Annotated in this window: 26 protein-coding genes; 14 read left to right on the forward strand and 12 right to left on the reverse strand. The window is 72.0% G+C overall.

Features of this window, described 5'->3' with window-relative positions; translation table 11 throughout:
- Positions 1-211: 211 nt before the first annotated feature.
- The 3 genes from pepN to ACIBK6_RS07645 form a co-directional block, all read right to left on the reverse strand.
- Positions 212-2,704 (reverse strand): aminopeptidase N, encoded by a 2,493-nt coding sequence (gene pepN / locus ACIBK6_RS07635; protein WP_399049655.1) that lies wholly within the window; start codon positions 2,702-2,704, stop codon positions 212-214.
- Between the two features lie 174 nt (positions 2,705-2,878).
- Positions 2,879-3,187: a chorismate mutase gene (locus tag ACIBK6_RS07640; RefSeq protein ID WP_399049657.1), complete on the reverse strand. Its 309-nt coding sequence runs from the start codon at positions 3,185-3,187 to the stop codon at positions 2,879-2,881.
- Between the two features lie 5 nt (positions 3,188-3,192).
- Positions 3,193-4,080 (reverse strand): helix-turn-helix domain-containing protein, encoded by an 888-nt coding sequence (locus tag ACIBK6_RS07645; protein ID WP_399049659.1) that lies wholly within the window; start codon positions 4,078-4,080, stop codon positions 3,193-3,195.
- A 126-nt stretch (positions 4,081-4,206) separates the two neighbouring features.
- Between ACIBK6_RS07645 and ACIBK6_RS07650 the strand changes: the two genes are divergently transcribed.
- Positions 4,207-5,967: a beta-galactosidase family protein gene (locus ACIBK6_RS07650; RefSeq protein WP_399049661.1), complete on the forward strand. Its 1,761-nt coding sequence runs from the start codon at positions 4,207-4,209 to the stop codon at positions 5,965-5,967.
- Between the two features lie 152 nt (positions 5,968-6,119).
- On the opposite strand, the gene ACIBK6_RS07655 is transcribed toward ACIBK6_RS07650, so the two are convergent.
- From ACIBK6_RS07655 to ACIBK6_RS07665, 3 genes are all read right to left on the reverse strand, one after another.
- The gene (locus tag ACIBK6_RS07655) at positions 6,120-9,200 is read right to left on the reverse strand and encodes an endo-alpha-N-acetylgalactosaminidase family protein (protein ID WP_399049663.1); all 3,081 of its coding nucleotides are present in this window, start codon (positions 9,198-9,200) and stop codon (positions 6,120-6,122) included.
- Positions 9,201-9,359: 159 nt separating this feature from the next.
- On the reverse strand, positions 9,360-10,505 hold the full coding sequence (locus ACIBK6_RS07660; protein ID WP_399049665.1) for a sensor histidine kinase: 1,146 nt from the start codon (positions 10,503-10,505) through the stop codon (positions 9,360-9,362).
- A 7-nt stretch (positions 10,506-10,512) separates the two neighbouring features.
- On the reverse strand, positions 10,513-11,166 hold the full coding sequence (locus ACIBK6_RS07665; protein ID WP_399049667.1) for a response regulator: 654 nt from the start codon (positions 11,164-11,166) through the stop codon (positions 10,513-10,515).
- Positions 11,167-11,335: 169 nt separating this feature from the next.
- Here ACIBK6_RS07665 and ACIBK6_RS07670 point away from each other — a divergent pair, with 169 nt between their 5' ends.
- The 8 genes from ACIBK6_RS07670 to ACIBK6_RS07705 all read left to right on the forward strand — a co-directional run bounded on the left by ACIBK6_RS07670 (position 11,336) and on the right by ACIBK6_RS07705 (position 18,809).
- Positions 11,336-12,229 (forward strand): hypothetical protein, encoded by an 894-nt coding sequence (locus ACIBK6_RS07670; RefSeq protein ID WP_399049669.1) that lies wholly within the window; start codon positions 11,336-11,338, stop codon positions 12,227-12,229.
- A 105-nt stretch (positions 12,230-12,334) separates the two neighbouring features.
- On the forward strand, positions 12,335-13,270 hold the full coding sequence (locus ACIBK6_RS07675; protein WP_399049671.1) for a hypothetical protein: 936 nt from the start codon (positions 12,335-12,337) through the stop codon (positions 13,268-13,270).
- Positions 13,271-13,410: 140 nt separating this feature from the next.
- Entirely contained in the window at positions 13,411-14,622 is a 1,212-nt protein-coding gene (locus ACIBK6_RS07680; RefSeq protein WP_399049672.1) for an ABC transporter substrate-binding protein, read from the forward strand.
- A 7-nt stretch (positions 14,623-14,629) separates the two neighbouring features.
- Positions 14,630-15,523, forward strand: coding sequence for an ABC transporter permease (locus ACIBK6_RS07685; RefSeq protein WP_399049674.1), 894 nt, complete (start codon positions 14,630-14,632; stop codon positions 15,521-15,523).
- Positions 15,511-16,353 (forward strand): ABC transporter permease, encoded by an 843-nt coding sequence (locus tag ACIBK6_RS07690; RefSeq protein WP_399049676.1) that lies wholly within the window; start codon positions 15,511-15,513, stop codon positions 16,351-16,353. The genes ACIBK6_RS07685 and ACIBK6_RS07690 overlap by 13 nt, the downstream gene beginning before the upstream one ends.
- Positions 16,353-17,402 carry an ABC transporter ATP-binding protein gene (locus ACIBK6_RS07695; RefSeq protein WP_399049678.1) on the forward strand — a complete coding sequence of 350 codons (1,050 nt, stop codon included), beginning with the start codon at positions 16,353-16,355 and terminating at the stop codon, positions 17,400-17,402. Before ACIBK6_RS07690 ends, ACIBK6_RS07695 begins: the two co-directional genes overlap by 1 nt.
- Positions 17,399-18,046, forward strand: a complete 648-nt coding sequence (locus ACIBK6_RS07700) for an HAD family hydrolase (RefSeq protein WP_399049680.1) — start codon at positions 17,399-17,401, stop codon at positions 18,044-18,046. The genes ACIBK6_RS07695 and ACIBK6_RS07700 overlap by 4 nt, the downstream gene beginning before the upstream one ends.
- Before the next feature lie 10 nt (positions 18,047-18,056).
- The gene (locus ACIBK6_RS07705) at positions 18,057-18,809 is read left to right on the forward strand and encodes a GntR family transcriptional regulator (protein ID WP_399049682.1); all 753 of its coding nucleotides are present in this window, start codon (positions 18,057-18,059) and stop codon (positions 18,807-18,809) included.
- A gap of 99 nt (positions 18,810-18,908) precedes the next feature.
- Here ACIBK6_RS07705 and ACIBK6_RS07710 read toward each other — a convergent pair whose 3' ends face one another.
- The 3 genes from ACIBK6_RS07710 to ACIBK6_RS07720 are packed head-to-tail and all read right to left on the reverse strand — an operon-like array spanning position 18,909 to position 21,080.
- On the reverse strand, positions 18,909-19,727 hold the full coding sequence (locus ACIBK6_RS07710) for a class I SAM-dependent methyltransferase (protein ID WP_399049684.1): 819 nt from the start codon (positions 19,725-19,727) through the stop codon (positions 18,909-18,911).
- On the reverse strand, positions 19,724-20,668 hold the full coding sequence (locus ACIBK6_RS07715) for an XRE family transcriptional regulator (RefSeq protein ID WP_399049686.1): 945 nt from the start codon (positions 20,666-20,668) through the stop codon (positions 19,724-19,726). The genes ACIBK6_RS07710 and ACIBK6_RS07715 overlap by 4 nt, the downstream gene beginning before the upstream one ends.
- The gene (locus ACIBK6_RS07720; protein ID WP_399049688.1) at positions 20,652-21,080 is read right to left on the reverse strand and encodes a hypothetical protein; all 429 of its coding nucleotides are present in this window, start codon (positions 21,078-21,080) and stop codon (positions 20,652-20,654) included. Before ACIBK6_RS07720 ends, ACIBK6_RS07715 begins: the two co-directional genes overlap by 17 nt.
- A 369-nt stretch (positions 21,081-21,449) precedes the next feature.
- Between ACIBK6_RS07720 and ACIBK6_RS07725 the strand changes: the two genes are divergently transcribed.
- Both ACIBK6_RS07725 and ACIBK6_RS07730 read left to right on the forward strand, forming a co-directional pair.
- The gene (locus ACIBK6_RS07725) at positions 21,450-21,674 is read left to right on the forward strand and encodes a hypothetical protein (RefSeq protein ID WP_399049689.1); all 225 of its coding nucleotides are present in this window, start codon (positions 21,450-21,452) and stop codon (positions 21,672-21,674) included.
- Entirely contained in the window at positions 21,671-21,853 is a 183-nt protein-coding gene (locus ACIBK6_RS07730; RefSeq protein ID WP_399049691.1) for a hypothetical protein, read from the forward strand. Before ACIBK6_RS07725 ends, ACIBK6_RS07730 begins: the two co-directional genes overlap by 4 nt.
- A gap of 111 nt (positions 21,854-21,964) precedes the next feature.
- Here the strand turns inward: ACIBK6_RS07730 and ACIBK6_RS07735 are convergent, their stop codons facing one another.
- The 3 genes from ACIBK6_RS07735 to ACIBK6_RS07745 all read right to left on the reverse strand — a co-directional run bounded on the left by ACIBK6_RS07735 (position 21,965) and on the right by ACIBK6_RS07745 (position 24,211).
- On the reverse strand, positions 21,965-22,381 hold the full coding sequence (locus ACIBK6_RS07735) for a ribonuclease domain-containing protein (RefSeq protein ID WP_399049692.1): 417 nt from the start codon (positions 22,379-22,381) through the stop codon (positions 21,965-21,967).
- 130 nt (positions 22,382-22,511) lie between these two features.
- A complete protein-coding gene (locus tag ACIBK6_RS07740; protein WP_399049693.1) occupies positions 22,512-23,438 on the reverse strand; it encodes an SDR family oxidoreductase in 927 nt (308 codons plus the stop codon).
- A complete protein-coding gene (locus ACIBK6_RS07745; RefSeq protein ID WP_399049695.1) occupies positions 23,435-24,211 on the reverse strand; it encodes an SDR family oxidoreductase in 777 nt (258 codons plus the stop codon). The genes ACIBK6_RS07740 and ACIBK6_RS07745 overlap by 4 nt, the downstream gene beginning before the upstream one ends.
- A gap of 56 nt (positions 24,212-24,267) precedes the next feature.
- On the opposite strand from ACIBK6_RS07745, the gene ACIBK6_RS07750 reads away from it, so the two are divergent.
- Genes ACIBK6_RS07750 through ACIBK6_RS07760 form a run of 3 tightly spaced genes read left to right on the forward strand, consistent with a single transcriptional unit; the run spans position 24,268 to position 26,623 of the window.
- On the forward strand, positions 24,268-25,029 hold the full coding sequence (locus ACIBK6_RS07750) for an enoyl-CoA hydratase family protein (protein WP_399049697.1): 762 nt from the start codon (positions 24,268-24,270) through the stop codon (positions 25,027-25,029).
- Positions 25,026-25,868, forward strand: coding sequence for a CoA transferase subunit A (locus ACIBK6_RS07755; RefSeq protein WP_399049698.1), 843 nt, complete (start codon positions 25,026-25,028; stop codon positions 25,866-25,868). Before ACIBK6_RS07750 ends, ACIBK6_RS07755 begins: the two co-directional genes overlap by 4 nt.
- 20 nt (positions 25,869-25,888) lie before the next feature.
- Entirely contained in the window at positions 25,889-26,623 is a 735-nt protein-coding gene (locus tag ACIBK6_RS07760) for a CoA-transferase subunit beta (RefSeq protein ID WP_399050166.1), read from the forward strand.
- Positions 26,624-26,637 lie beyond the last annotated feature (14 nt).

Genomic DNA, 26,637 nt, shown 5'->3' on the forward strand with positions numbered 1-26,637 from the left:
GGGCGCTGGTGTGGCCGTCGTACGCAACGATCTCTACCCGAAAGTGGTACTGCCTTGCGGTTGGGGGGAGTTGGGGTGGGTGGGGGGTGCTATGGCCCTGCGGGGCTTGTTCCCCTACCCGCCCCTTCCCGAACTGGGGCTCCGCCCCAGACCCCGCTCCTCAAACGCCGGAGGGGCTTGATTTTTGGCTGAGCTCAGCTGAAAGCTCGGGTTACGCGCCCCGTACCTTCAGTGCCCTTCGTAGGTCGTCCACCTGGTCGGCCAGTTTGCGGCGGAGGGCCGGGAGGAGGTCGTCCTGGGTCAGGCACGCCTCGCCCAGGGCCAGCGTCTCCTTGTCCACCGCGTACAGCGGGAAGCCGTGGCGGCCCGCTGCCTCGGCGATCGCGGGGCCCCGGCGGGTGGCCAGGGGGACGACGTCCTGGTAGTAGCGGGCGACGTACGGCTGGAGCAGTTCGGCCTGCTCGGGCTGCCAGAAGCCCTGGGCGGTGGCGGTGAACAGGTAATTGGAGAGGGCGTCGCCGGTGAACATCGCGGACCAGGCGGCTTCCTTCGCGGCGGCGGTGGGCAGCGCGGCCCGGCAGCGGGCGGCGCCTTCCTCGCCGGTGGCGCTGGGGTCGTCGGTGAGGGCGGCGGCGATTTCCCGCTCGTCGCCGGCGCCGAGCACCGCGAGCCGGGTGAGGATGCGCCAGCGCAGCTCGGGGTCGAGTTCGGGGCCGCCGGGCACGCTGCCGTCGGTGAGCCAGGCACGCAGGGTGTCGGGCTGGGCGGCCGCCGCGATGAAGTGGCGTACGCCGGTGAGGCGCAGGCCGGGGTGGGAGCCGTCCTCGGTGCGGCGGATCAGGTCGCGGGTGAGGTCGGTGAGCAGCGCGAGGGCGGCGGGGCGGTCGGTGGCGGGCAGGTAGCGGTCGGCGATCTGGGTGCGGGCGAAGAGGAGGACGCCCTGGACGATGGCGAGGTCGTGTTCGCGCGGGAGGTGGGTGCGGGCGGCTTCCAGGTAGGCGGCGGGGGCGAGTTGGCCGTCGCGGACCATGTCGCGGGCGGCGTTCCAGATGACGGCGCGGGTCAGGGGGTCGGGGAGCCCGGACAGGGAACGCAGCGCCGTGTCCCAGGAGTCGGCGTCGAGGCGGACCTTGGTGTAGGTGAGGTCGCCGTCGTTGAGGAGGAGCAGGGCGGGGCGGCTGCCGGGGCGCAGTGCGACAGATTCGCCCTGGGGTACGTCGAGTTCGAAGCGTTCGCGCTGGATCAGGCGGCTGTTGTCGGCGGGGTCGGTGTCGTAGGCGCCGGCGGTGATGCGGTGGGGGCGGCTGCCGGTCTGGTCGACGGTGAGGTGCCAGCCGCCTTCCATTTCGCCGATGTGGGGGGTGAGGGTGTCGACGCCGGTGGTGCCCAGCCAGGCCTCGGCCCAGGCGTGGACGTCGCGGTCGGTGGCGGAGGCGAGGCTGTCGATGAAGTCGGCGAGGGTGGCGTTGGCGAACTTGTGGCGGGCGATGTGGGTGTTGATGCCGGCGAGGAAGTCCTTCTCGCCGAGCCAGGCGACGAGTTGGCGCAGGGCGGAGGCGCCCTTGGCGTAGGAGATGCCGTCGAAGTTGAGCATCGCGGAGGCGGTGTCGGGGACGGCGTCGGGGGCGGGGGCGACGGGGTGGGTGGAGGGCCGCTGGTCGGCGTCGTAGCCCCAGGACTTGCGGGTGATGCCGAAGTCGACCCAGGTGTCGGTGAAGCGGGTGGCTTCGGTGAGGGTCTGGTAGCCCATGTATTCGGCGAAGGACTCGTTCAGCCAGATGTCGTCCCACCAGCGCAGGGTGACGAGGTCGCCGAACCACATGTGGGCCATTTCGTGGGCGATGACCATGGCGCGGGTCTGGCGTTCGGTGTCGGTGACGGCGGAGCGGTAGATGAATTCGTCGCGGAAGGTGACGAGTCCGGGGTTCTCCATGGCGCCCGCGTTGAATTCGGGGACGAAGGCCTGGTCGTAGGAGTCGAAGGGGTAGGGCTCTTCGAACTTCTCGTGGTAGCGGTCGTAGCACTGCCGGGTGATCTCGAAGAGTTCGTCGGCGTCGGCGTCCAGGTGGGGAGCGAGCGAGCGCCGGCAGTGCAGGCCGAAGGGCAGTCCGGCGTGTTCGGTGCTGACCGAGTGCCAGGGGCCTGCGGCGACGGCGACGAAGTAGGTGGCGAGCAGGGGGGTGCGGGCGGCTTTCCAGCGGCCGTCGCCGTGCTGCTCGGTGATGCCGTTGGCCAGCACGCTCCAGCCGTCGGGGGCGGTGACGGTGAGGTCGAAGACGGCCTTCAGGTCGGGCTGGTCGAAGGCGGCGAAGACGCGCTGGGTGTCTTCCATGAAGAGCTGGGTGTAGACGTAGCTCTCGCCGTCGGCGGGGTCGGTGAAGCGGTGGAGGCCTTCGCCGGTGTGCGAGTAGCGCATGACGCAGTCGACGCGCAGTTCGTGGGGGCCCTCGGTGAGTGCGGTCAGCGGGAGCCGGTTCTCGACGAGGGTCTCCGGGTCGAGGTGGTGTCCGTCGAGGGTGACCGTGCGCAGGGTGGCCGGCTTGAGCTCGACGAAGGTGTCCCCGGTGCTGCGTGCGGTGAAGTGGATGACGGTGCGGGAGTCGAAGGTGTCCTCGCCGGTGGTGAGGTCGAGGTCGACTTCGTACCGCTGGATGTCGAGGAGTTGGGCTCGGGTCTGCGCTTCGTCGCGCGTCAGTACGGACATGGGGCCATGCTGCCTGACGTGGCGGGTTGCGCACAGTGGATTGGTGGCGTGGGCGGGGTGGGGGCTCGGCGCCGGTGTTCTGACCCCGGCCGGATCAGGCGGTGCGGGCGCCGGGCGCCGGTATGCGAGGCGGCCGGGGCCCACTGCGTCGGGCGGGGCAGCGGGCCGCTGTCGTCAGGCGGACTTGGCGATCGTCTCGTGGTGTCTGATGACTTCGGCGATGATGAAGTTGAGCAACTTCTCGGCGAAGGCCGGGTCGAGTTTGGCGTTCTCGGCGAGGCTGCGCAGCCGGGCGATCTGTTCGGCTTCGCGGGAGGCGTCGGCCGGGGGGAGTTTGTGTGCGGCCTTGAGGTGGCCGACCTGCTGGGTGCATTTGAAGCGTTCGGCCAGCATGTGCACGACGGCCGCGTCGATGTTGTCGATGCTGTCGCGGAGCCTGGTCAGCTCTGCCTGCACGGAGGGGTCGATCGTGGTCATGGTCATCGAGCTTACGTGGCGGGGCCCGCGATGGTAGGCGGATGTTCAGGATGCGGGATCCGGTTGCTCCAGCCTCCGGGTACGGCGCGGCCCTGCTGCTCGCGGAAGCGTACGGGGGCGAGGCCCACTCGGCGGGTGAACAGGCGAGAGAAGTAGGCGGGGTCGTCGTAGCCGACGCGGCGGGCGATGGCCGCTACGGGCAGTTCGGTGGCGGCGAGGAGTTCCTTGGCGCGGCCGAGCCGGATGCCGAGGAGGTAGTCCTTGGGGCTGCATCCGGCGCCCCTGCGTACCGCGGTGCGCAGTTCGGCGGGGGTCATGCCGTGCCGGGCGGCGTGTTCGGCGACCGACAGGGGCCGGCAGGCGTCGCGGGCCAGGGCCTGGAGCACCGGGTCGCCGTCGGGGGCTTCGTCGGCGCGGGCCCGGCGCAGTGCGACGAGCAGTTCGTGGACGGCGGCCGCGGTCTCGACCTCCAGGAGCGGGTTGCCGCGGCGGGCGGCTCTGGCTATCCGGCCGACGGCGGCGCGGGCGCCGACGGTGTCGCCGAGGGGGACGACGGGGCGGTCGGGTTCGATGAAGCCGAGTTCGGTGTAGGTGGCGGTGGCGGGGCCGGTGAAGTCGACGAAGGACTCGTCCCAGCCGGTGGCTGGGTCGGGCCCGTAGTGGTGGGGCACACCGGGGGTGAGCCAGATCAGGGCGGGTGCGGTGACGGTGGTCCGGCGGCCGTCGGCGCCGCGGAACCAGCCGCTGCCCGCGCCGATGACGACGGCGACGTGGTGGTCGAGGGTGCGGGGTCCGACGGTGGGCAGGGTGCCGTGCTGGAGTCCCACGCCGAGGCAGACCAGGCCGAGCCGGTGGTGGGCCGGACTCGGGGTGAAATACCGCATCCAGGTGTGATACATGGCGGTTCGCCCTCTCCCGTGTCCCCCTTGTGTCCAATCAGCGCCGATCTTTGTCCATGGACCGGCACCGCGCCAGGGGCGAGAGTGGCCGGGCGTTGTGATCCAGAGAGATGGGCGGGCTGGCCGGTGGCCGACTTCACCGTGGGGAACGAGGATTTTCTGCTCGACGGGCGGCCGGTGCGGCTGCTTTCGGGCGCGCTGCACTACTTCCGGGTGCACGAGGCGCAGTGGGGGCACCGGCTCGCGATGCTGCGGGCGATGGGCCTGAACTGCGTGGAGACGTATGTGCCGTGGAACGTGCACGAGCCGTTCCTGGGCCGGTACGAGGATGTGGGGGCGCTGGGCCGGTTCCTGGACGCGGCGCACGAGGCGGGTATGTGGGCGATCGTGCGGCCGGGGCCCTACATCTGTGCCGAGTGGGAGAACGGCGGTCTTCCGCACTGGCTGACCGGCCGGCTGGGGCGGCGGGTGCGGACGGACGACCCGGAGTACCTGGTGCATGTGAACCGCTGGTTCCGCGCCCTGCTCCCCCAGGTCGCCGAACGGCAGATCGACCGGGGCGGGCCCGTGCTGATGGTGCAGGTGGAGAACGAGTACGGCAGTTACGGCAGTGACCGGGGCTATCTGCGCCATCTCGCCGATCTGCTGCACGAGTGCGGGATCACGGTGCCGTTGTTCACCTCGGACGGGCCGGAGGACCACATGCTGTCCGGGGGCTCGCTGCCCGGTCTGCTCGCCACGGCGAACTTCGGCAGCGGGGCGCGGGAGGCGTTCGAGGTGCTGCGCCGCCATCAGCCGTCGGGGCCGCTGATGTGCATGGAGTTCTGGTGCGGCTGGTTCGACCACTGGGGTGCGGAGCATGTCGTACGCGGTGCGGTGGACGCGTCGGCGACGCTGCGCGAGATCCTGGAGTGCGGGGCGTCGGTCAACATCTACATGGCGCACGGCGGCACCAGTTTCGCGGGCTGGTCGGGTGCGAACCGGGCCGGTGAGCTGCATGTGGGCGCGCTCGAACCGACGGCCACGTCGTACGACTACGACGCGCCGATCGACGAGGCGGGGCGGCCCACGGAGAAGTTCTGGCGTTTCCGCGAGGTGCTCGCTCGGTATCAGGAGGGCCCGCTGCCCGAACTGCCGCCGGAGCCGGTGGAGTTGGCGGGTACGCATCCGGTGCGGCTGGACGGCTGGGCGCCGCTCCGCGATGTCCTGGACGTCCTGGGCGGCGACGAGATCGAATCGCCGGTCCCGCCGACGTTCGAGGAGCTCGACGTCGACCGGGGCCTGGTCCGCTACCGCCTGGACGTTCCCGGGCCCCGGCAGCCGTATCCGCTGGGCGTGCTCGGTCTGCGTGATCTGGCGACGGTGTACGTCGACGGGGAGCGGGCCGGGGTGCTGGACAGCGAGGACGCGACGCTGCCGGATCCGGTGCCGGGGGGCGCGGTGGTCGAGCTGTGGGTGGAGTCGCTCGGGCGGGTCAACTACGGGCCGCGCAGCGGTGAGCCGAAGGGGATCACGGGCGGGGTGCTGCATGAGCGGCAGTATCTGCACGGGGTGCGGGCCCGGGGGCTGCGGCTGGATGCGGTCGGGGCGGTGGGGGTGGCGAAGGTGCCGTTCCGGGAGCCGTCGCGGGCGGGGGCGGTCGGGCTGTACCGGGGGTGGGTCGATCTGCCGACAGACGCGGTTTCCGCTTCCTCTGCGGAGCTTCGACTCCCCGGGTGGGGGCGGGGGTTCGTGTGGGTGAACGGGTTCTGCCTGGGGCGGTACTGGTGGGTGGGGCCGCAGCGGGGTCTGCATGTGCCGGGGCCGGTACTGCGGGCGGGGGCGAATGAGGTGTGGGTGCTTGAGCTGGAGGGGGCGGTGGAGGTGGGCGGGGTGACGCTGGGCTGACTTTCCCCTACCCGCCCCTTCCCGAGACCCTCCGGGGGTGAGATTCGGTGCGGGCCGGTGGTCCTGGGGCTCCGCCCCAGACCCCGCTCCTCAAACTCCCCCAAGGCCTTAAGGGCCAGGGGGACCCCCATGAGGGGCTTAACTTCTGGGGGCTATATCTCCCTCACCTCGAAGGCGTCCAGCGTGAATTCCGCCGCCCCGTCGGCCCCCACCTTGCGCAAGCCGACCCAGGCCTCCCCGGCCCCCGGCGCCGTGAACTCGTAGGAGAACAGGGTGGGTTCGGTCGCGGCCGGGAGGGCGGAGCGTGTCAGTTCGCGCGGGGCGGGCTCGTCCACCGCCGTGATCCAGGCGTACTGGCCGGCCTTCTCGTTCTCGTAGCGGAACGAGATGCGGTAGCGGCGGCCCGGCTGGAAGCGGACGGTGTGCGGGACCGTGCGGTAGACCAGGCCGTCGTTCTCGCCCCGCGACTTCAGGGATTCCGTGCCGTCCACGATGTCGTCGATGGCCTTGCCGTTCCAGCCGCGCTGGGTGAACGGGGCGTGCCGCTGGGCGATGTGGGTGCGCGGGTCGGTGGAGCCGCCCGCGTCGCCCTTGACGAAGACGCCCCAGCCCTGGGGGACGTTCTGGAAGTCCTCATACGCGAGCGTGCCCGGTTTGGTGGTGGGGGTGGCGGGGACGACGCGGACGTTGTCGAAGCGGACCCGGGCGGCGCCCGCGTCGGCGCGCAGGGTGAGGGTGACGGGGCCGCCGCCGGCCGGGACGGTGAAGGGGGTGGACATGCGCTGGAAGCGGGTGTCGTGCTTGCGGTCGGCGGCGACGTAGTTGCCGGCGGTGGAGGTGTCCGTCCAGTTGGTGGCGGTCACCCCGTCCGCGGTGCGGATGTCGAGGGCGGCCCGGCGCCGCTCCCCCGCGCTTGTGCCGACCTCGACCTGGACGCAGGCCACATAGGTGCCGGGGGCCAGCCGGGCCAGGCGCTGGGAGACGGCCGCCGCGCCCGCGCCGGGCAGCACGAGTTCGTAGTCGCCGAGCGGGCTGAGGGCGACCTTCGCGGTGCCGGTGACCTGCCAGCCGTTCAGGGAGCCGGAGTTGAACCCGGGGTCGTGGACGGGGGTGAACTGGCCCCAGCCAGGGTCGCCCTGGGCGGGGGCCCGGTCCCTGTACACCACGTACGGCCGGCCCGCCGCCGCGCCGTCGATGGTGATCCGGCCGGCCCGGACCGCAAGGTCGCGGACGTGCACCCGGCCCTGGTCGGTGAGCTGGTACAGGGCCACCTTGCGCAGGCCCGACCAGCCGCGCGGCAGCCGCCAACTGCTGGTGCCGCCCGCCGGGTTGTAGTGGTAGAGCTTCGCCGGGTCGGTGGCGTTGCGGGGCTCCCACGGCAGCAGGTAGGTCCCGCCGTCGTACACCAGCCGGGTGTCGGTGGTGATGCGGCGGGCGCCGGAGGCGTCGGAGACGGAGGTGCGGGTGGGGCCCGAGAAGGTGACTTCGTGGTCGGTCCACCGCTGGATGGGGTACGCCTGGAGGTACTTGGCGGGCAGTGACTCGGTCCAGATCAGGTCGTAGAACGTCTTCCAGTCGGTCTTGCCGGTCCAGCCCTCGAAGTTGCCCATGTGGACGTGGCCGAGCAGGGTGGGCCACTTGTTGGCGAAGACGTCCTTCTGGTGGTGGCGGATGAAGCGGATCAGCTGGGAGTTGATGCCGCGCGAGGTGTCGGGGCCGTAGTCCGTCTCGTTCGCCCAGTGCGACCACACCGAGGAGCGCTCCAGGCCGTGGGCCCATTCGGAGGCCACCAGCCAGCCCTGGTCGCGCAGGGCGCGCTGGAGGCGGTCGGAGGTCCAGCCGGATTCGCGGAACACGTCGATGTAGACGGCGTTCAGGGCCGGGTCGGCGTCGCGGCGCAGATCGGCGAAGCGCCGGACGATGTCACCGGAGACGAGATCGCGGCGCTGGTCGATGCGGTACGACTGGTCGAGCCAGTCCCACTGCGGGTCAGTCCTGTCGACGAGGGTGTCGGAGAAGGCGTGGGCGACCGGGTAGGACTCGGTGGCGTTGACGTGGACGGCGAAGTCGCTGTTCCACTTCTTGCCTTCGCGCACCAGGGAGTTGAGGTCGGCGAGGCCGCCCGCCCGCTTGTTGTAGTTGCCCGCGTAGTCGGGGTGGGCGGAGTCGTGGCCCTCCGACTGGTAGCCCTTGAGCAGGGTGTACTGGCGCAGCCCGTCGGTGGCGAGCGAGATCCGCTTCACGTTGTCGAGGGTGGCCAGGAACGGGTTGGTGGCCTGCGAGGCGAAGTTGAAGGGGATGTGCGGGACGACCCTGAGGTGCTGTTCGTCGGCGCCGAGCGGGGTGACCATGATGTCGCGGAACGCGATGGCGGCGTCCTGCCAGTCGACCACGCCGTCGCCATTGCGGTCGCCGGTGATGATGACGGTGGCGTACGGGAGCGGCTCGGTGTCGCCGGTGGCGGCGGTCGCTGCGCGGTGGGTCCACTGTCCGGGTGCCAGCTGCGCCTTGACGTAGCCGTCCCTCTTGAGGGTCTGGCGCCACAGCCGGCCGTTCTCCCAGGTGGCCCCCGGGCTGCTGTCTGGCTTGTCGTAGACGGTGTTGGTCTCGATGGCGCCGCCGAGTGCGTGGTGGGCGAGGACGGCGTACGCGCAGCCGGTGGGCGCGGCGTCCGGGGTGGTCGTGGCGGTGGGCGTGAGCAGGGTGTCGCCGCTCTTGGACTTGTCCAACTGGAGCCTGGCCGCGAGGAGTTGGGCGCCGCTCTGGTCGCTGCGTACCGACAGCAGGGCGAGGCCCGGGATCTGGAGGGTGCCGACGCGCAGGGCCGCGGTGTCGTCGATGCGGGTGACGCGCCAGTCGACGCGATGGCCGTCGGCGCGGATCTCGATGCCGATCTCGGTGCCGCCGTCGAAGGCGAGGGTGTAGGCGATGCGGTCGGTGCCCGGGCGCGACGTCACCCGGGGGGTGCGCGGGGCGCCGTCGATGAGGACGTCGGTGACGGTGTCCTCCTGGCCGTGCAGTACGGCGCCGCTCGCGCGGTCGGTGTACGAGACGACGCGCGGGAATGCGGTGTCGACGCGCACGTCGAGTGCGGCGGAGCGCACCACGGCTTCCCCGGCCGTGCGGGCGGCGGCGAGCGCCGTCGAGGGGATGCCCAGGGCGGCTCCGGCTCCCGCGAGCGCGGTGGCCGCGACCACCGTCCTCCGCTTCGGCCCGTGCAGTTCGGCGTTCACGCTCGCTCCTCCTCGTGACGGCTTCGGGTGCACGCCACGATGGGCCGAGGTGCGCGGGTGCGCCCATGGACAAAGGAGGGACAGGTGTTGGACTAAAGGGGTCCGGCGGGCTCCGCGTCCAGCGGCAGGGGGGCGGGCGCCTGCTGGATCCGTGGGTGCCTACTCGGCGTCCAGCGGCAGGACCGCGGTGACCTGCCAGCCGCCTTCGGGGGCGGGGCCCGCGGCGAGTTCGCCGCCCATCGCGGTGACCCGTTCGGTCAGGCCGGCCAGGCCGAAGCGGCCGCCGCGGGCCTGCTCGGCGAGCTTCACCGCGCTCGATCCGTCGTCCGCGACGCGCACTTCGAGTCCGCCGCCGGTGACGCGGATGCCGATGCGTACCGCCGTGGCGTTCGCCGCGTGTTTGCGGACGTTGGTCAGCGACTCCCGCACCACCCGGTGGGCGACGGCCGCCACGTCGCCGGGCAGCCACTCCTCCAGGCCGGCCGCCACGTACAGCACGGCGGGCGGCCCGGCGCGTGAGAAGCGTTCGGTGAGCGCGCGGACCTGGGCGATGCCGGCCACCGGCTCGGTCTCCGCGGCGCCCTCGCGCAGCACCCGCACCAGGCGCCGCATCGCGCCGAGGGCCTCGCCGCCGGCCTCCTCGATCCGGGCGAAGGACGCGGCGGCGCGCTCGCCCGAGACGGCGGTGAAGCGGGCGGCCTGGGCCTGGACGACGATGCCGGTGACGTGGTGGGCGACCAAGTCGTGGAGTTCGCGGGCGAGTTCGATGCGCTCCGCGGCGCGGACGGCTTCGAGGTCGCGGACCCGCTGGCCCAACTGGGCGCGCATCAGCAGCGAGTACGCGCTGACCACGACGGCAAGCACGGCGAACAGCAGGGTGAAACGGCCGGGGTTGGCGTCGCGTACCGGCACCGCCGTGCAGCCGAGGCCGAGCAGCGGGCCGAGGACGGCGGCGGTGCGGGCCGGGGCGTACAGGAGCACGGAGGACAGCAGCACCAGGAGGGCGATCGCCTCGCCCATCCCCCAGACGATCTCGGGCCGCCCGGCGAAGAGCAGGCCGGTCGCGGTCCAGCTGATGGCGGCCGCGGTCCAGGCGCGCGGGATGAGCGGGATCTTCGGCCAGGGCACCGCGCAGACGCACACCATGATCCCGGCGCTCCACACGATGGCGTGCGGCCGGGTGGGCTGGCGGGCCAGCGCGACGCCTTCGTAGGTGACGAGGGTGACGAGGACGGCGGCGAGCAGCAGCGGGGCGGTGGCCGCGGCGCGCGGATGGCGCCCGAACCAGCTGCGTACGGGGCTCACCGGCGCCTCACGCGGCGCTCGTGGCGAGTCCGCTCTCCCAGGCCCAGGCGGCGATCTCGACGCGGTTGCGGGCGCCGAGTTTGCCCTGGACGTTGGCGAGGTGGGTCTTCACGGTGGACAGAGACACGTACAGCTCGCCGGCGATCTCGGCGTTGGTGGCGCCGCGGGCCAGGCAGCGCACGACGTCGCGTTCGCGTTCGGTGAGGGGTTCGGAGGGGCGGCGCCCGCCGTCGGCGGGGCGGGCCGAGGCGAGTTCCTTGAGGAGCCGGACGGTGATCGCGGGTGAGACGAGGGCGTCTCCGGCGGCCGCCGCGCGCACCGCTTCGACCAGCATTTCGGGGCTGGCGTCCTTGAGGAGGAAGCCGCAGGCGCCGCCGTGCAGCGCGGCGTGGACGTATTCGTCGAGGTCGAAGGTGGTGCAGATGACGATGCGGGGGCGGTCGCGGCCGGCCAGGCGGCGGGTGACTTCGAGGCCGTCGAGGCCGGGCATCCGGATGTCGAGGAGCAGTACGTCCGGGTCGAGGCGTTCGACGGCTTCGAGGGCGGCGAGCCCGTCGACCACGTCGTCCAGGACCTCGATGTCGGGCCTGCTCTCCAGGATCATGCGGAAGCCGGTCCGGACCATTTCCTGGTCGTCCGCGATGACCACTGTGAGAGACATGACCCTATATGAGCAGGTTGGGCCGGATGCCCGCAAATTCGGGGCGCCCGGCCGGACACCCCCTCCAGGGTGCTCGCCGCCGGTGCGACGGTCGCCCCGGCCGGTCCCCCGCCGGGCCCGGCGCCCGTACAGTGGGATCCGGTCCGCGGTTCGGAACGGGGGTGGCAGCGTGGGCGCCGGCAGTCCGGTCGTGCACGGCTATCCGCACCTCGACACGGTGCGCGCGGCGATCACCGCGCTGCACCGGCGGCTGTCCTACGACGGGCTCCAGGGGTACGCGACCAGCGTGCTCCCCGCCGACGTGGCCTTCGCCGACCACGACGACCTGTATCTGGGGGCCCAGCGGGTGGCCCGGGCGCTGGTCCAGCACCTGCGGCTGCCGGAGGCCCGGATGATCGTCAGCTTCCGCGAGATGGAGCACGCGGCGAGCGTCGAACTGGCCGCGGGGCCGGAGTACTTCATCGAGCTGAACGACCGGTTCCGCCGCCATCGCAGGGACATCGGGGCGGCGCTCGCGCACGAGATCACCCATGTGCTCCTGCACCGCCTGGACCTGGCGTTCCCCGGCACCCGCGACAACGAGATCCTCACCGACACCGCGACCACGTATCTCGGCGCGGGCTGGCTGCTGCTCGACGCGTTCCGCGAGGACGGGGTCTCCAGCCAGAAGCTGGGCTATCTGACCCCGGAGGAGTTCGGGTACGTGCTCGCCAAGCGGGCCGAGCTGTTCGGCGAGGACCCCTCGCCGTGGTTCACCAGCCCGCAGGCGTATCCCGCGTACACGGCGGGCGCGGCCCGCTCGCGCGGCGATGGGCAGCGGCCCCCGCTCGTCGCGGCCGGCTGGGCGGGGCGGCGGCGCTACGCCCAGGACCGCAGGTATGCGCGGGAGCACGGCGGCACCTGGGACCGGGCCGGCTCCCCCTACTCCTTCGAGCCGGGACCGAACGGCCTGCGGGTCTGCTTCGCCTGCCCTACCTGCCGCCAGCGGATCAGGGTGCCGGTGCGCGGCCGGGTCCGGGCCCGCTGCGGTCTGTGCCGCACGGTGCTGGAGTGCGACACCTGATCGGGGGCCCTCGTGGGGAGGAGCCCGCCGAACGCCAACTAGGCTTCCTGGCAGGGGGCTTGTGACGAGGGAACTGCCCCGGGGAGCGATGGGGTGGTGGGACGCATGAGTGCGCAGCGGACGGTCCGGGCACGGCGGGTCAGGGAGTGGTTCACCGGGGCACCGGCGCCCGAGCCGAGAACGCTGTCCGACGCGCTCGGCCTCGCCGAGAACGCGTCCGAACTGCAGCGCCTGTGGCGGTGGCAGCCGCAGCAGCTCGACCGGATCGAGCAGCTGTACGCGGCGGCCCAGCGGGCCTTCGAGCGGCGCACCCGCGACGACGTGTGCCGGGCCCTGGAGCAGGCGGTGCGGGGCGGTGTGCGGATGGCCGCGGTCGAGCACGCCGAGACGCGCGCCGCGGGCGCCGAGCGCCTCAAGGACGAGGCGGACGCGGCGGCCCGGCGGCTGGACGCCGACGCGGCGCTGGCCAGCGGCCGCGGGCTCAACACCGGGCTCGCCTTCGGCATGGTGCTCAGCCCGGTCGTGCTGGTCCTGGTCTTCGCCGTGGGCGAGGCGGTGCCCGCGCTGTTCCACAGCAAACTGGCCTGCCCGGAGCAGCTGAGTCTGATGCACGCGCTGGTGTGCTTCGCGGGCGGGGCGCTCGGCGCGGTGTTCAGCGTGATCGTCCGGCTGCGCAACGCCTACCAGCTGATGCAGCGGGCGCCGGGCCGCGGCGGGGTGCAGAACATACCCGCCGATCCCCGCCAGCTGGCCCAGATCATGCGGCAGGAGGGCTGGTACCGGGTGGTGGTCGGCTGGTTCCTGGCCACCTCGCTGTTCCTGCTCATCAACGGCGGTGTCCTCACCATCTTCGCGCCGCCCGCCACCCCGGCGGGCCTGTGCGGCGTGGGCCCGCTGTCCCTGGACGCCCACGAGGCCCTGATCAAGGCGTTCTTCTTCTGGGGCACGATCGGCTTTCTCGCGGGCCTGAACGAACGCTGGGCATACGGACTGCTGCGCCGCGGCGGCGGCGACCGCCACCCGAGCGACCCCGCCTCCTGAGCGGCCCGCCCCGCTCCGAGCACACGACCCGCGCCGGGCACCCCGCCCCGCGTGGCTGAAATCAGCTGACCGGATCCGTACGCCAACGGCATCGCGCCCGTCGCCCGGCGTTAACCGCCGGGTCATCCACCACCCCCGTAATGGAGTTGTCTGTACAACAGTTGTCCGTACAACTTGGAGCTCCCGTGATCGCCCCACGCATACGCACCGCAGGCCTCGCCGTGACCCTGGCCGCCTCCGCGCTCACCCTCGCCGCCTGCGGCGCCAAGCCCGGCGCCTCGACCGGCGCGGCCGACGCCGGCAAGGGCGGCAAGAGCCCCGCGACCGCCGCCTCGGCGAAGGACGCGGGCGGCCTGGACGCCCTGGCCGCCGCCGCGAAGAAGGAAGGCACGCTGAACGCGATCGCCATCCCGCGCGACTGGGCGAACTACGGCGCGGTCATCGACGGCTTCCAGAAGAAGTACGGCGTCAAGGTGTCCGTCGAGAACCCGGACGGGACCAGCGCCGACGAGATCAACGCCGTGAAGACCCGCAAGGGCCAGGACCGCGCCCCCGATGTGCTCGACCTCGGCGCCTCCTTCGCGCAGTCCGCCGGCCAGCAGGGCCTGACGGCCCCGTACCAGGTCGAGGCGTTCGACAAGATCCCCGCGAAGCAGAAGGACGCGCAGGGCCGCTGGTTCAACGACTACGGCGGCTACGTCTCCATCGGCTGCGACGCCCAGCGCGTCAAGGTGTGCCCGGCCACCTTCGCGGACCTCCTGAAGCCCGAGTACAAGGGCAAGGTCGCGCTCAACGGCAACCCCACCAAGTCCGGTTCGGCCTTCGCCGGGGTGTACGCGGCAGCGCTCGCCAACGGCGGCTCGCTCGACAACATCCAGCCCGGCCTGGACTTCTTCGCCAAGCTGAAGAAGGCCGGCAACTACAACCCGGTCGAGTCGACCCCGGCCACCGTCGAGAAGGGCGAGACGCCGATCTCCATCGACTGGGACTACCTGAACGCGGGCTACGCCGACGAGTTCAAGGCCAAGGGCCTGGACTGGAAGACCGTCGTCCCCTCCGACGGCGTCTACGCCCAGTACTACTCGCAGGCCATCAACAAGGACGCCCCGCACCCGGCGGCCGCCCGGCTGTGGCAGGAGTACCTGTACTCCGCCGAGGGCCAGAACCTGTGGCTGAAGGGGTACGCCCGCCCGGCGCTCATGGCCGCCATGGACAAGGACGGCACGCTCGACAAGGCCGCGGCCGCCAAGCTCCCCCAGGTCACCGGCACCCCCACCTTCCCCACCGAGGCGCAGAACACCCAGGCGAAGAAGGTCCTCGCCGACGGCTGGGCCAAGGCGATCTCGGGCTGATCACCTCATGACTGTCGCCACCACTTCAACCCCCGCCGCCACCACGGCAGTTGTGCGCACGGAGCAGCGCCGGGCCCGCAGGCACCCCGGCGCCTGGCTCGCCGCCCTCCCGCTGCTCGCCTTCGTCGCACTCGCCTTCGGCCTGCCCGCGTTCGCCATGCTGAACGGGGCGCTGTCCGTCGACGGCTCGTACGGGCTCGGCAATCTGAGCCAGTCCCTCCAGGGCGCGTACTGGACCGCCCTGCTCGGCAGCGTGAAGCTCGCGGCCACCACCGCCGCCATCGCCGCCGTGCTCGGGCTGCTGCTCGCGCAGGCCGTCGTCACCTCGCGTGGCAAGGCGCTGCGCGAGGCCGTGCTCACCGCCTCCGGGGTGCTCGCCAACTTCGGCGGCGTCCCGCTCGCCTTCGCCTTCGTCGCCACCCTCGGCAACGCGGGCGTCCTCACCACCAAGCTCGGTCTGGCCGAGCACGGCTGGAGCCTCTACAGCTTCTGGGGACTGGCCCTGACCTATCTGTACTTCCTCGTTCCGCTGATGGTGCTCACCGTGGCACCGGCGCTCGACGGGCTCCGCCCGCAGTGGCGCGAGGCGGCCCGCAACAACGGGGCCAGCGCCTGGCAGTACTGGCGCCACGTCGGCATCCCGGTGCTGCTGCCCACCCTGCTCGGCGGCTTCGTCCTGCTGTTCGGCAGCGCGTTCGCCGCGTACGCCACGGCCGCCTCCATGGTGGGCAGTTCGGTGCCGCTGGTCACCCTGCAGATCGCGGACGCGCTGTCCGGCAACGTGCTGGTCGGCCAGGAGAACGTGGCGCTCGCGCTCAGCCTCGACATGGTGATCGTCGCCCTCCTGGTGATGGCCGTCCATCTGCCCCTTCAGCGAAGGAGCGCCCGATGGCTCGCCTGACACATCCCCTGCGCCCGTGGCGCGGCGCGGTCCTGCTCGTCGCGGGCACCTACTTCCTGGTCCCGCTGCTCGCCTCCCTCGTCTTCACGGTGGACGTCCCCGGGACGGGCTTCACGCTCTCCTCGTACACCCAGATCTTCGCCGCCGACGGCTTCACCGCAGCGCTGCTGCGGTCGCTGGGGCTCGGCCTGTGCACGGTCGCGCTCGCGCTGCTGCTGACCCTGCCGGCCGCGCTCGCGGTGCGGCTCTCGGGTTCGGGGCGGCTGCGGGCGGTGCTCGAAGTGGTGTGCACGCTGCCGCTGGTGGTGCCGCCGGTGGCGCTGGTGGCCGGATTGGGGACGGTCCTCAAATGGGGCCCGGACCACCTCGCCGCGACCCCGCTGTACGCGACGTTCGCCGCGGTCCAGAACCCGAGCTTCCCGCTGGTCCTGGTCTTCGAGTACGTCGTGATGGCGCTGCCCTTCGTGTACCGCTCGCTGGACGCGGGGCTGCGGGCCGTCGATGTGCGCACGCTCGTCGAGGCCGCCCGCGACCTGGGCGCGTCCTGGCCGCGCGCGCTGTTCGCCGTCGTCCTGCCCAATCTGCGCACCGCGCTCCTCAACGCCTCGTTCCTGGCGCTCGCGCTGGTGCTCGGCGAGTTCACCGTGGCCTCGCTGCTCGGATTCCAGCCGTTCGCGGTGTGGATCGTGCAGGCCTCCGGCTCCAACGCCCAGCTGTCGGTGGCGGTTTCGCTGCTCAGCCTGCTGCTCACCTGGGGGCTGCTCCTCGTGGTGACCGCCCTCGCCCGCCCGCGCGGCACCCGTACGTCTCGCAAGAAGGAAGCCGTTTGATGACCACCGCACCGCCGCGCACCGGCACCGCCCTCACGATCCGGGGGCTGCGCCGCACCTTCGGGTCCGCCGTGGCCCTCGACGGGCTCGACCTCGATGTCGCGCCGGGTGAACTCCTGGCGCTGCTCGGCCCGTCCGGCTGCGGCAAGACCACCGCACTGCGGGTCCTCGCGGGCTTCGAGCGCCCCGACGCGGGCGAGGTGCTGCTCGACGGCGAGGACATCGTGCCGGTGCCGGCCAACCGGCGCGACACCGGGATGGTCTTCCAGTCGTACAGCCTCTTCCCGCATCTGAGCGCCGCCGACAACGTGGCCTTCGGCATGAAGATGCGCAAGGTCCCGGCCCCCCAACGGCGCGCGCGGGCCGCCGAGTTGATGGAGCTCGTCGGGCTTCCCGAGCACGGCGGCCGCTTCCCGCACCAGCTGTCCGGCGGCCAGCAGCAGCGCGTGGCGCTCGCCCGCGCGCTCGCCCTCCAACCAAGGCTGCTGCTCCTGGACGAACCGCTCTCGGCCCTGGACGCCAAGGTCCGCGTCCAGCTGCGCGAGGAGATCCGGCGCCTCCAGCTCGAACTCGGCATCACCACCGTCTTCGTCACCCACGACCAGGAGGAGGCCCTCTCGATGGCCGACCGGGTCGCGGTGATGCGGGGCGGGCGGCTCGAACAGTGCGCGGCCCCCGCCGAGTTGTACGACCGTCCGGCGACCGCGTTCGTGGCGTCCTTCATCGGCACGATGAACCGCGTGCCGGGCAAGGTCACCGACGACGGCCGCGCCGACGTGCTCGGCGTGCGCCTCCCGGTGGACGGCCCCGCGACGGGCTCGGTGTTCCTGCTGCGCCCGGAGGCCCTGGAGGTGACGGACGGCGGACCGGACACGGTGACCGGCAGTTCCTTCCACGGCGCGAGTACCCGGCTCAGCGTCCGCCTCGCCGACGGCACCGAGGTCAAGGCCGACCTGCCGTCGCACGCCGCCGGTTCCTTCGGCGCGGGCAAGAGCGTCACCGTACGGCCGCAGCCGCGTCCCGTGCTCGCGGCGGGTGAGGACGCGTGAGCGGGCTGCGAGCGGTCCTGTTCGACATGGACGGCACCCTCGTCGACACCGAGGAGGCCTGGGTCGAGGTCGTCGAGCAGGTCGCGGCCCGCTACGGCCACGAGCTGGCCGGCGAGCGCCGCCGGGCGGTGTACGGGCGCTCCGTCGAGGACACCGCCGAGCTGCTGTACGAGCAACTGGGCGCCCAGCGGGAGCAGTTGGCCGCCGAACTGGGCGCGGACTTCACGGCGCGCGTCGCCGACGGCGCCGAGCCCCGGCCCGGGGCGCTCCGGCTGCTGCGCTCGCTGCGGGAGTCAGGGGTGCTCACCGCGCTGGTGTCGGCGTCGCCGAGCGCCGTCGTGCGCGGGGTGGCGACCTCGCTGGACGGCCATCGCTTCGACGCGGTGTACGGGGCCGAGGACACCGAACGCACCAAGCCCGCCCCCGATCCCTACCTCGCGGCGGCCGCGGCGCTCGGCGCGGACCCGGCGTGCTGCGTGGCGGTCGAGGACACCGCGACGGGGGTCGCCTCGGCGGAGGCCGCGGGCTGCGCGGTGCTCGCGGTGCCGTCGGTGGAACCCATAGCGCCCGCCCCCGGCCGGACGGTCCTGACTAGTCTGGAGGAGGCGGACCTCACCTTGCTCCGCTCACTGATCGGCAGTTGAGGGGGTCGGGGTGTCCAGCAAGTCGCCGCTCTACCGGAAGGTGGCCGCGGATCTGCGGACCGCGATAGCGGCCGGTGAGTACGGTTCGGGGGCGCGGCTGCCCGCCGAGGACGAACTCGCCCGGCGCTACGGCGTGTCCCGGGGCACGGTCCGCCAGGCGCTGGCCGCGCTGCGCGTCGACGGTCTGGTGACCTCGCGGCGCGGCGCCCGCCGGGTGGTGCTCGGCGGGTCGGCCCGGTTGCAGAGTTTCGCGGAGCTGAGCTCGTTCGCCCGCTGGGCGCGCTCGCTGGGTGAGGAGCCGGGCGGCCGGACCGTCGCCGCAGACCCGGCGGCGGCGGACGAGGAGGAGGCCCTCCATCTCCAACTGCCCACCGGGACACGGGTGTTCAGGGTGCTCCGGGTGCGCACGCTGTCGGGCGCGCCGGTGATGGTGGAGCGGACGACCTATCCGGAGCGGATCGGCGAGCTGGTGGCCGCACTTGCGCCCGACGCGGTGTCGCACACCGACCAACTGGAGCTGCACGGCGTCCTGTTCACCGATGCCCAGCACACCATCGACGTGGTGCACGCGGACCCGGACGACGCGGAGCTGCTCGGCTGCCCGTCCGGACAGGCGCTGCTGCGCGAGCGGCGGCGTTCCACCGACCCGGCGGGCACCCCGGTCGAGTGGTCGCAGGACCGCTATCTGCCGGGGACGGTGGCGTTCACGGTGCACAACTCGACGGCGACCAGCGCGCTGGGACGCCGGTTCGGCGAGGAATGAGCCCGGGGAGCTACGGCGGGGCCCGCCCCGTCCCGCCCCGCCCCGGAAGGGGTGCTGGTCTGCCTCCGCCACGCGGGCCGTACGCAAGGCCGGGCGCCTTCAGCGGGAGCAGATCAACAGGCCGCCCAGACACGTGATCTCGAACGTGCCGTGCTGGTCGATGTGGTCGGCGAGGATGCCCCGCGCTCGTTGAATCGTCTCGTCGAACGGCACCTCATGATGGCCCGCCCACGCCCGGTAAGAAGCCATGTGCGCGATTACCGGACCGGGTTCGCGGACATTGATGGTCCCCGGCAGCTCGATGGTCTCGATCCTGGCGAACTCTTCACCGAGCAGTTGGGGCGCCTCCTCCAGCGAGAACCGAGCGCTGAGCGAGATCCTCGACGGGCCTTTCTCAATGCCGAGTACATCGCCGGCGGCACGCTCCCACAGCCGGTCCAGCTCAGCCTTGTCGCGCTCGCTGTTCGTGGACGCGATCACGATCCCGTTCTCGGTCACCACGCGGGCGAGTTCGCTGACCGCCGCCGGGATGTGTTCGACGTGGTACAGCATGTGGAGCGCCAGCGCGGCATCAAGGCTTGCGGACCGCAGCGGGAGCCGCGCGGCGTCCGCCGCCGCTACGGGGCCGGGCACTCCAGCGAGGATGCCCGGCGAGACGTCGAGCCCGAGAAGGCGGAGATCGGGGCGATCCTGCCGCAGGCGGCACAGGAACTTGCCGTTCCCGCACCCGATGTCGGCAACCGTCCCGTGCACCTCGCGAAGCTGCTCGGCGACGAGCCCCGGGAGGTCGTAGCGCGGCGTCTGAAACTGGTATAGCGACTGGCGGGCCGAAAGGTCACGGTCGGTGCTGTACGCGCTCGTGGTCAGGATGGCGCGGTCGGTCACGGCTGCGTCGTGCTCGGCGGACAGGTCGCTCACGTCGGCGGCTCCGGAAGGTCAGCGGTGGGCGGGGCTGCGGGGGTAGCGGCGTACTTGATGCGCTCGCGCAGGCGCGTGACCTGCACGGCACCACGGTACTGCGGGGCTCCCAACTCGCGACCGAGGGCGTCCAATCGCGTCAGGATGCTGGCCGAGAGCTTGCCCGGCGGACTGTCGAGCACGAAGCCCACAAGGGACTCGGTGCCGTCGAGGTCGCCGTTCAGCATGTGGCCACGCGCGATGTCGAGGTGGGCGGCGAACAGGTCACCGGTCGACTGATCGTCATCGGCTGCTCGGCGGTAGAGGTCGACAGCCGCTTGTGCACAGTCGATCGCCGTCAGGACGCTGGAGCGCCCTCCTATCGCCAGGTGGGTTGTTCCCGCGTACGCGTACTGCTTAGCCATGGGGAAGTTGAAGATGCCCGGATCTTCGTCGCCGCCACCTGCCCGTTCACGGGCGCGGTCGGCCGTCTCCAACGCGCTTGCGGCCCCCGCCGCATCACCGGATACCGCGAGCGCGCGCGCCTCCAGGCTCGCCAGCCGGACCCCGATGCTCCCCGGGCTCGAAAACTCCTGGCCGGCCTTGGCGAGTTGAGCGGCCTGCCTGGGCCTCCCGTTCCAGAAAGCAATGAGAGATTCGACGGACCGCACCCATGCCCGTAGTTCATTGTTCTCGGCCGCTTCCGCGCAAGCCCACACCGTACGGGCGTGCGTCTTCGCCGACGCATAGTCTCCGACGTCCAGGCAAACATGGGCCGAGAGCCCACACAACCGTCCCGCCATGATGTATAGGTCCGTGGTCTGCCGGGGGAATTGGCGCCCCCTCAGCAGCTCGAACGTCTCATCTCGAAGCCCTCGGATCTCGGCGAACAATTCCGAGAGCGGGTGGCTGACGAACTGGCGGGCGAGACGGGCGACATCGGAGTCAAGCTGCTCGACCACTGTCTCGTCCGCGTTCCATCGCGATGAGGCGGGTGAAGCGTGCGCAAGCGGCGGCGTCCACCGCCAACGGATCACGGAGCGAGACGCTCTCAGGGACGGCGCTGCGCGACTCGGCCCTCTCTGGCTCCCAGGGACGGCGACTGAGACCCAGCAGATGACCGGGGATGTGGAAGGCGTCTGCGATCTGCTCGAAGATCGCGAGCTTCTCCACTCGGCTCTTGCCATTCATGTAGTCGTAGAGACGTCCCTGCGTGACATCTACGGCCGCCGCGATGCGCCGAGTGCCCACGCCTCGGTGGTTCAGCAACCGAAACAGAGCACCGGCATCCCGTGCAGCACAGGCAGCAAGGAGCCGCTGGTCACCGAGCATCCCGGCGACAATCTCGCGAATGTCCGGTACTTGACGTTCCATCAAAAACCCCTCGCAGAAGTGCACTCCAGGGTATGACCTCCGGCTGTTCCCCGACCTCAAGTTGGAGTCACCCGACTTGGGGTCTCCTTGCCTCCCGGCTGGGCCGTTGACTGGCGACAGCCGCCCGGGGGAGCCGACTGAACCCGGCTCCCCCAGCGCCCTGGGCGGCTCCCATCTGCCGCCCGTAGGAGTCCGGATGACCAGCCCCCTCCCTCGCAGAATGCCGGACGAGAGCGCCCCGCGCCGCGCCCCGGATGAACAGACCTGGAACGCCTTCGGTGCGCCTTCACGCAGCCTTCTCAAACGGGCCGAGCAGGGCCTCGTCCGGTTTCTCCAGCGCCGGGCGCAAGAACCCGAGGACACCACGTCATGACCAAGCCGCGCAGTACATCCCCCACCCGGCGCGGGCTCGTCGACGCGCCGACTGTCCGTGCCGAGACGCTGAGCGCGGCGCAGAAGGACGGTCGGTCATGCTGCTGGTGCTCGGCCTGGGCCAACGAGCGCTTCCCGGTGCCGATACTGCGCGGCTCGGCGAACCTGCACGCCTGCGGGACCTGCGCGGGCGCGTACGGGGTACCGGCGGTGACCGCGTGACCACCGACGACACGTCGTTCCCGGCCGCCCTCGACCGCTGGACCGACGCGGACTGGTCCGACTACCGGCAGCGCGTCGAGGACGGCGAGCGCTCGTGCGCGGCGATCGACGCGGTCAACCGCCGCCTCCGGCAGACGGCACAGGAGGAGACCCGCGCGAGGGCGGAAGCGCCCCAGTGAGGGGGCGTCACGCGGCCGAGGCCCGTCCGAGCGCGGCGCTGCACGAACAACGAAGGCCCGCCCCACCCCTGGGAGGGGACGGAGCGGGCCCGAGTTGCTGCGGCTGCCGGCTCAGCAGCCGAAGTCGACGAGGCTGAACGTGGCGTAGTGGTCGGAGGTGTAGTAGTCCTCCTGGGACTGCTCACCCGTCACGATCCGGCGGGCGCCGCGCGTCGGCGCACCCGGCGTGATCACGGTGTACTCGTGGTAGTAGCCGCTGCTCTGGCTCGGCAGCACCTGCTCGCGGTTGGTGAAGACGACGCCGTCCTGGCGGTACGGGAACGGGCCGCCCTGGTCGATGAGGTCGAGGGTGTCGTGCGCCTGGGAGGGCAGCGCCGAGTAGCAGACGCTGCCGACGGACTGCACGGATACGGAGGCGGCGGTGGCCACGGGGGCGGCCGACGCGGTTGTGGCGACCGGTCCGGCGAGGAGGGCGGCGGCTACGGCGAAGGCGCCGCCGAGGGCTGCGATGCGTGGGGGGATTGTCATGTGCACCATGATGACGCGCGTAGAGCGGGGGCCGTCAACGCCAACTCCGTTGATTTTTCTACCTGTTAACCAAGCGGGCCGACCGCGTAACGCAAGCGCCGCCGCATCTTAAGCCGTACGCAACCTAAGATCATCCGCGGCTGTGCTGCGAGCCGTACACCGCCCCCGGCGGCTCCGCTTCGGCCAGAAGTTTCAGTGCCGTATCCCCCGCCTCCCGCGGGGTCCAGCGCGCCCCCTTGTCGCTGGTCGGGCCCGGGCGCCAGCCCTCCATCACGGTGATGCGGCCCGCCTCCGCCTCGAAGACCCGGCCGGTCACGCCCGCGCTCGCGGCCGAGCCCAGCCACACCACGAGCGGTGAGACGTTCTCGGGGGCCATCGCGTCGAAGGCCCCCGCCGCACCCGGCGCCGCCATGGTGTCCGCGAAGGTCCGCTCGGTCATCCGGGTGCGGGCGGCCGGGGCGATGGCGTTGACCTGGACTCCGTAGCGGCCCATCTCGGCCGCCGCGACCAGGGTGAGACCCACGATCCCGGCCTTCGCGGCGCTGTAGTTGCCCTGGCCCACCGAGCCCAACAAGCCAGCTCCGGAACTGGTGTTGACCACCCGCGCCGCGGCCTCGCGGCCCGCCTTCGCCTCGGCGCGCCAGTACGCGGCGGCGTGCTTCAGCGGCAGGAAGTGGCCCTTCAGGTGGACCCGCATCACCGCGTCCCAGTCGTCCTCCTCCAGATTGACCAGCATCCGGTCGCGCAGGAACCCCGCGTTGTTGACCAGCGTGTGCAGCGCGCCGAACGTCTCGACCGCCGTCGTGACGAGCGAGGCCGCGCCCTCGGTGGTGGCGATGTCGCCGCCGTGCGCCACCGCCGCGCCGCCCGCCGCGCGGATCTCGTCCACCACCGACTGCGCGGGCCCGCCGGACCCGCCCGCCCCGTCGAGTCCGACACCCAGGTCGTTGACCACGACCCTGGCCCCCTGCTCGGCGAACGCCAGCGCGTGCGCACGGCCGAGCCCCCGTCCCGCGCCGGTCACGATGACGACCCGGCCCTCGCACAATCCGCTCATCTTCCGTCCCCTTCAGGCTTGTTGACATTGGCCGCGTCCAGGAAGGCGGGGCGTTCGCCGCCGCCGTGGACCAGGAGGGACGCGCCGCTGATGTAGGACGCCCGCGCGGAGGAGAGGAAGACCGCGGCCGCGCCGACCTCCGCCGGCTCGGCGAGCCGGCCCAGCGGCACGGTCCTGGCCACCTCGGCGACACCCTCCGCGTCCCCGTAGTGCAGCGCGCTCAGTTCGGTGCGGACCATCCCGAGGACCAGGGTGTTGACGCGGACTTCGGGCGCCCATTCCACCGCCATCGAACGGGCCAGGTTCTCCAGGCCCGCCTTCGCGGCGCCGTACGCGGCAGTGCCCGGCGAGGGCCGCGCCCCGCTCACGCTGCCGATCATCACGATCGAGCCGCGGGAGGCTTGAAGATACGGCCGGGCGGCAAGAGATGCCTTCAGCGGGGCGGTGAGGTTCAGCGCGATGACCCTCACATGGTGCTCCGCCTCGCCCTCACCCAGCAGCCGGTACGGCGTGCCGCCCGCGTTGTTCACCAGCACGTCCAGCCGCCCGCGGTCGGCCGCGACCGCCGCGAAGAAGTCCCGTACGGCGTCCGGCTCGCGCAGGTCGAGCGGGCGGAACTCGGCCCGGCGGCCGCCGGATTCGACGGCCGCGCCGGGCGGTCTGCGGGCGCACACGATCACGTCCGCGCCCGCGTCGAGAAACGCCCTCGCGATCCCCGCGCCCACGCCCCGGGTGCCACCGGTGACGACGACTGCCTTCCCGGCCAGCTCCATCCGCTGCTACCTTCCTCACCTAACAAACGTTTGGTGGAAAGGTAGCTGATCCGCCCATGGGTGTCTCCACCGCAAGCCCCGAGAAGGGCATTCACGTCGTCACGGTCGACTTCCCGCCCGTCAACGCCCTTCCCGTACGGGGCTGGTACGAGCTCGCCGACGCGGTGCGCGTGGCCGGCCGCGACCCTGAGGTCCGCTGCGTCGTGCTGGCCGCGGCGGGCCGCGGCTTCAACGCCGGGGTCGACATCAAGGAGTTGCAGCGCGACCGCGGCCACACCGCCCTCATCGGCGCGAACCGGGGCTGCTACGAGGCCTTCGCCGCGGTGTACGAGTGCGAGGTGCCGGTCGTCGCGGCGGTGGGCGGGTTCTGCCTGGGCGGCGGCATCGGCCTGGTGGGCAACGCGGACGCCATCGTGGCGAGCGACGACGCCGTGTTCGGCCTGCCCGAGCTGGACCGCGGCGCGCTCGGCGCCGCCACCCACCTCGCCCGGCTCGTCCCGCAGCACCTCATGCGCGCGCTCTACTACACCTCGCGCACCGCGACGGCCCAGGAGCTGCACACCCACGGCTCGGTGTGGAAAGTCGTCCCACGGGCCGAACTAGCCGCCGCCGCGCTGGAGTTGGCGCGTGAGATCGCCCGCAAGGACGGCACCCTCATCCGGCTCGCCAAGGCCGCCATCAACGGCATCGACCCCGTCGACGTACGCCGCAGCTACCGCTTCGAGCAGGGCTTCACCTTCGAAGCCAATCTCAGCGGCGTCGCCGACCGCGTCCGCGACACGTTCGCAGCGTCAGGCACCGAGGAGGCTGACCGGTGACGGACAAGACCATGACGCCCGAGGACGTCGTCGCGCGGCTGCGCAGCGGCATGACCATCGGCATCGGCGGCTGGGGCTCGCGCCGCAAACCCATGGCGCTGGTGCGGGCGCTGCTCCGCTCCCCGGTCACCGACCTCACCGTGATCTCCTACGGCGGCCCCGATGTCGGCCTGCTCGCGGCCGCCGGACGGATCCGCAAGCTCGTCGCCCCCTTCGCCACGCTCGACTCGATCCCCCTGGAGCCGCACTTCCGCACGGCCCGCCAGACCGGCGCCTTCGAGCTGATGGAGGTGGACGAGGCGATGTTCATGTGGGGGCTGCACGCGGCCGCCAACCGGCTGCCGTTCCTGCCGGTCCGCGCGGGCCTCGGCTCCGACGTGATGCGGGTCAACCCGCAGCTGCGCACGGTCACTTCACCGTACGAGGACGGCGAGCGCTTCGTCGCGATGCCCGCCCTGCGGATGGACGCGGCCCTGGTCCACCTCAACCGGGCCGACCGGCTCGGCAACGGCCAGTACCTGGGCCCCGACCCGTACTTCGACGACCTGTTCTGCGCGGCCGCCGACAGCGCGTACGCCTCCTGCGAGCGCGTCGTGGACGGCTTCCGGGACGCCGTGCCGCAGACCCTCCTGGTCAAGCGGTACGCCGTCACCGGAGTCGTGGAGACCCCGAACGGCGCCCACTTCACCTCCTGCGCCCCCGACTACGGCCGCGACGAGCCCTTCCAGAAGCTATACGCGACCACGCCCTGGCCCGAGTTCGCCGAACGCTTCCTGTCCGGGCCCGACGAGAAGTCCTACCAGTCGGCCGTGCAGGCCTGGCACGAGGAGCGGAAGTGAGGACGGGTGTGAGTACGGAGGTGACGGCCGTGACCCGCGCCGAGTACTGCGTGATCGCCTGCGCCGAGGCCTGGCGCGACAACGGGGAGGTGCTCGCCAGCCCGATGGGCCTGATCCCCTCGGTCGGGGCCCGCCTGGCCCGGCGCACCTTCTCCCCCGATCTGCTGCTCACCGACGGCGAGGCGCTGCTGGTCGGCCCCGACGGCGAGCCGGAGGGCTGGCTGCCGTACCGCCAGCACCTCGCCATGGTCACCGGCGGCCGGCGGCACGTCATGATGGGCGCCGGCCAGATCGACCGCTTCGGCAACCAGAACATCTCCTGCATCGGCGACTGGTCCCGGCCCGCCCGCCAGCTCCTCGGGGTGCGCGGCGCCCCGGTCAACACCCTGAACAATCCGGTGAGTTACTGGGTGCCCAGGCACTCGACCCGGGTCTTCGTGCCGAAGGTCGACATGATCAGTGGGGTCGGCTACGACAGCGCGGCCGCCGCGGGCCCCTCCGCGACCCGCTTCCACCGCATCCCGCGGGTCGTCACCGATCTGGGCGTCTTCGACTTCGCGACACCGGACCACGCGATGCGGCTTGCCTCGCTGCATCCCGGGGTGACGGTGGAGCAGGTGCGGGAGGCGACCGCGTTCGAGCTCGCGACGGCCGACGAGATCCCGTACACCCGCGCCCCCACACCCGAGGAACTCCACCTCATCCGCGACGTGATCGACCCGGAGAACCTGCGCGACCGCGAGGTGGGGCCATGACGGCGCCCGCTCCT

This window comes from Streptomyces sp. NPDC050485 (genome assembly GCF_044458185.1).
In the GTDB taxonomy this organism is placed as follows: Bacteria; Actinomycetota; Actinomycetes; order Streptomycetales; family Streptomycetaceae; genus Streptomyces.

Bases quoted from the DNA above. Each gene is read 5' to 3' on its own strand.
- ACIBK6_RS07735 (WP_399049692.1), bottom strand. From the start codon at position 22,381: ATGACAATCCCCCCACGCATCGCAGCCCTCGGCGGCGCCTTCGCCGTA.
- ACIBK6_RS07725 (WP_399049689.1), top strand. From the start codon at position 21,450: ATGACCAAGCCGCGCAGTACATCCCCCACCCGGCGCGGGCTCGTCGAC.
- ACIBK6_RS07680 (WP_399049672.1), top strand. From the start codon at position 13,411: ATGGAGTTGTCTGTACAACAGTTGTCCGTACAACTTGGAGCTCCCGTG.
- ACIBK6_RS07665 (WP_399049667.1), bottom strand. From the start codon at position 11,166: ATGTCTCTCACAGTGGTCATCGCGGACGACCAGGAAATGGTCCGGACC.
- ACIBK6_RS07720 (WP_399049688.1), bottom strand. From the start codon at position 21,080: ATGGAACGTCAAGTACCGGACATTCGCGAGATTGTCGCCGGGATGCTC.
- ACIBK6_RS07685 (WP_399049674.1), top strand. From the start codon at position 14,630: ATGACTGTCGCCACCACTTCAACCCCCGCCGCCACCACGGCAGTTGTG.
- ACIBK6_RS07745 (WP_399049695.1), bottom strand. From the start codon at position 24,211: ATGGAGCTGGCCGGGAAGGCAGTCGTCGTCACCGGTGGCACCCGGGGC.
- ACIBK6_RS07750 (WP_399049697.1), top strand. From the start codon at position 24,268: ATGGGTGTCTCCACCGCAAGCCCCGAGAAGGGCATTCACGTCGTCACG.
- ACIBK6_RS07645 (WP_399049659.1), bottom strand. From the start codon at position 4,080: ATGTATCACACCTGGATGCGGTATTTCACCCCGAGTCCGGCCCACCAC.
- ACIBK6_RS07695 (WP_399049678.1), top strand. From the start codon at position 16,353: ATGACCACCGCACCGCCGCGCACCGGCACCGCCCTCACGATCCGGGGG.
- ACIBK6_RS07740 (WP_399049693.1), bottom strand. From the start codon at position 23,438: ATGAGCGGATTGTGCGAGGGCCGGGTCGTCATCGTGACCGGCGCGGGA.
- ACIBK6_RS07690 (WP_399049676.1), top strand. From the start codon at position 15,511: ATGGCTCGCCTGACACATCCCCTGCGCCCGTGGCGCGGCGCGGTCCTG.
- ACIBK6_RS07640 (WP_399049657.1), bottom strand. From the start codon at position 3,187: ATGACCATGACCACGATCGACCCCTCCGTGCAGGCAGAGCTGACCAGG.
- ACIBK6_RS07675 (WP_399049671.1), top strand. From the start codon at position 12,335: ATGAGTGCGCAGCGGACGGTCCGGGCACGGCGGGTCAGGGAGTGGTTC.
- pepN (WP_399049655.1), bottom strand. From the start codon at position 2,704: ATGTCCGTACTGACGCGCGACGAAGCGCAGACCCGAGCCCAACTCCTC.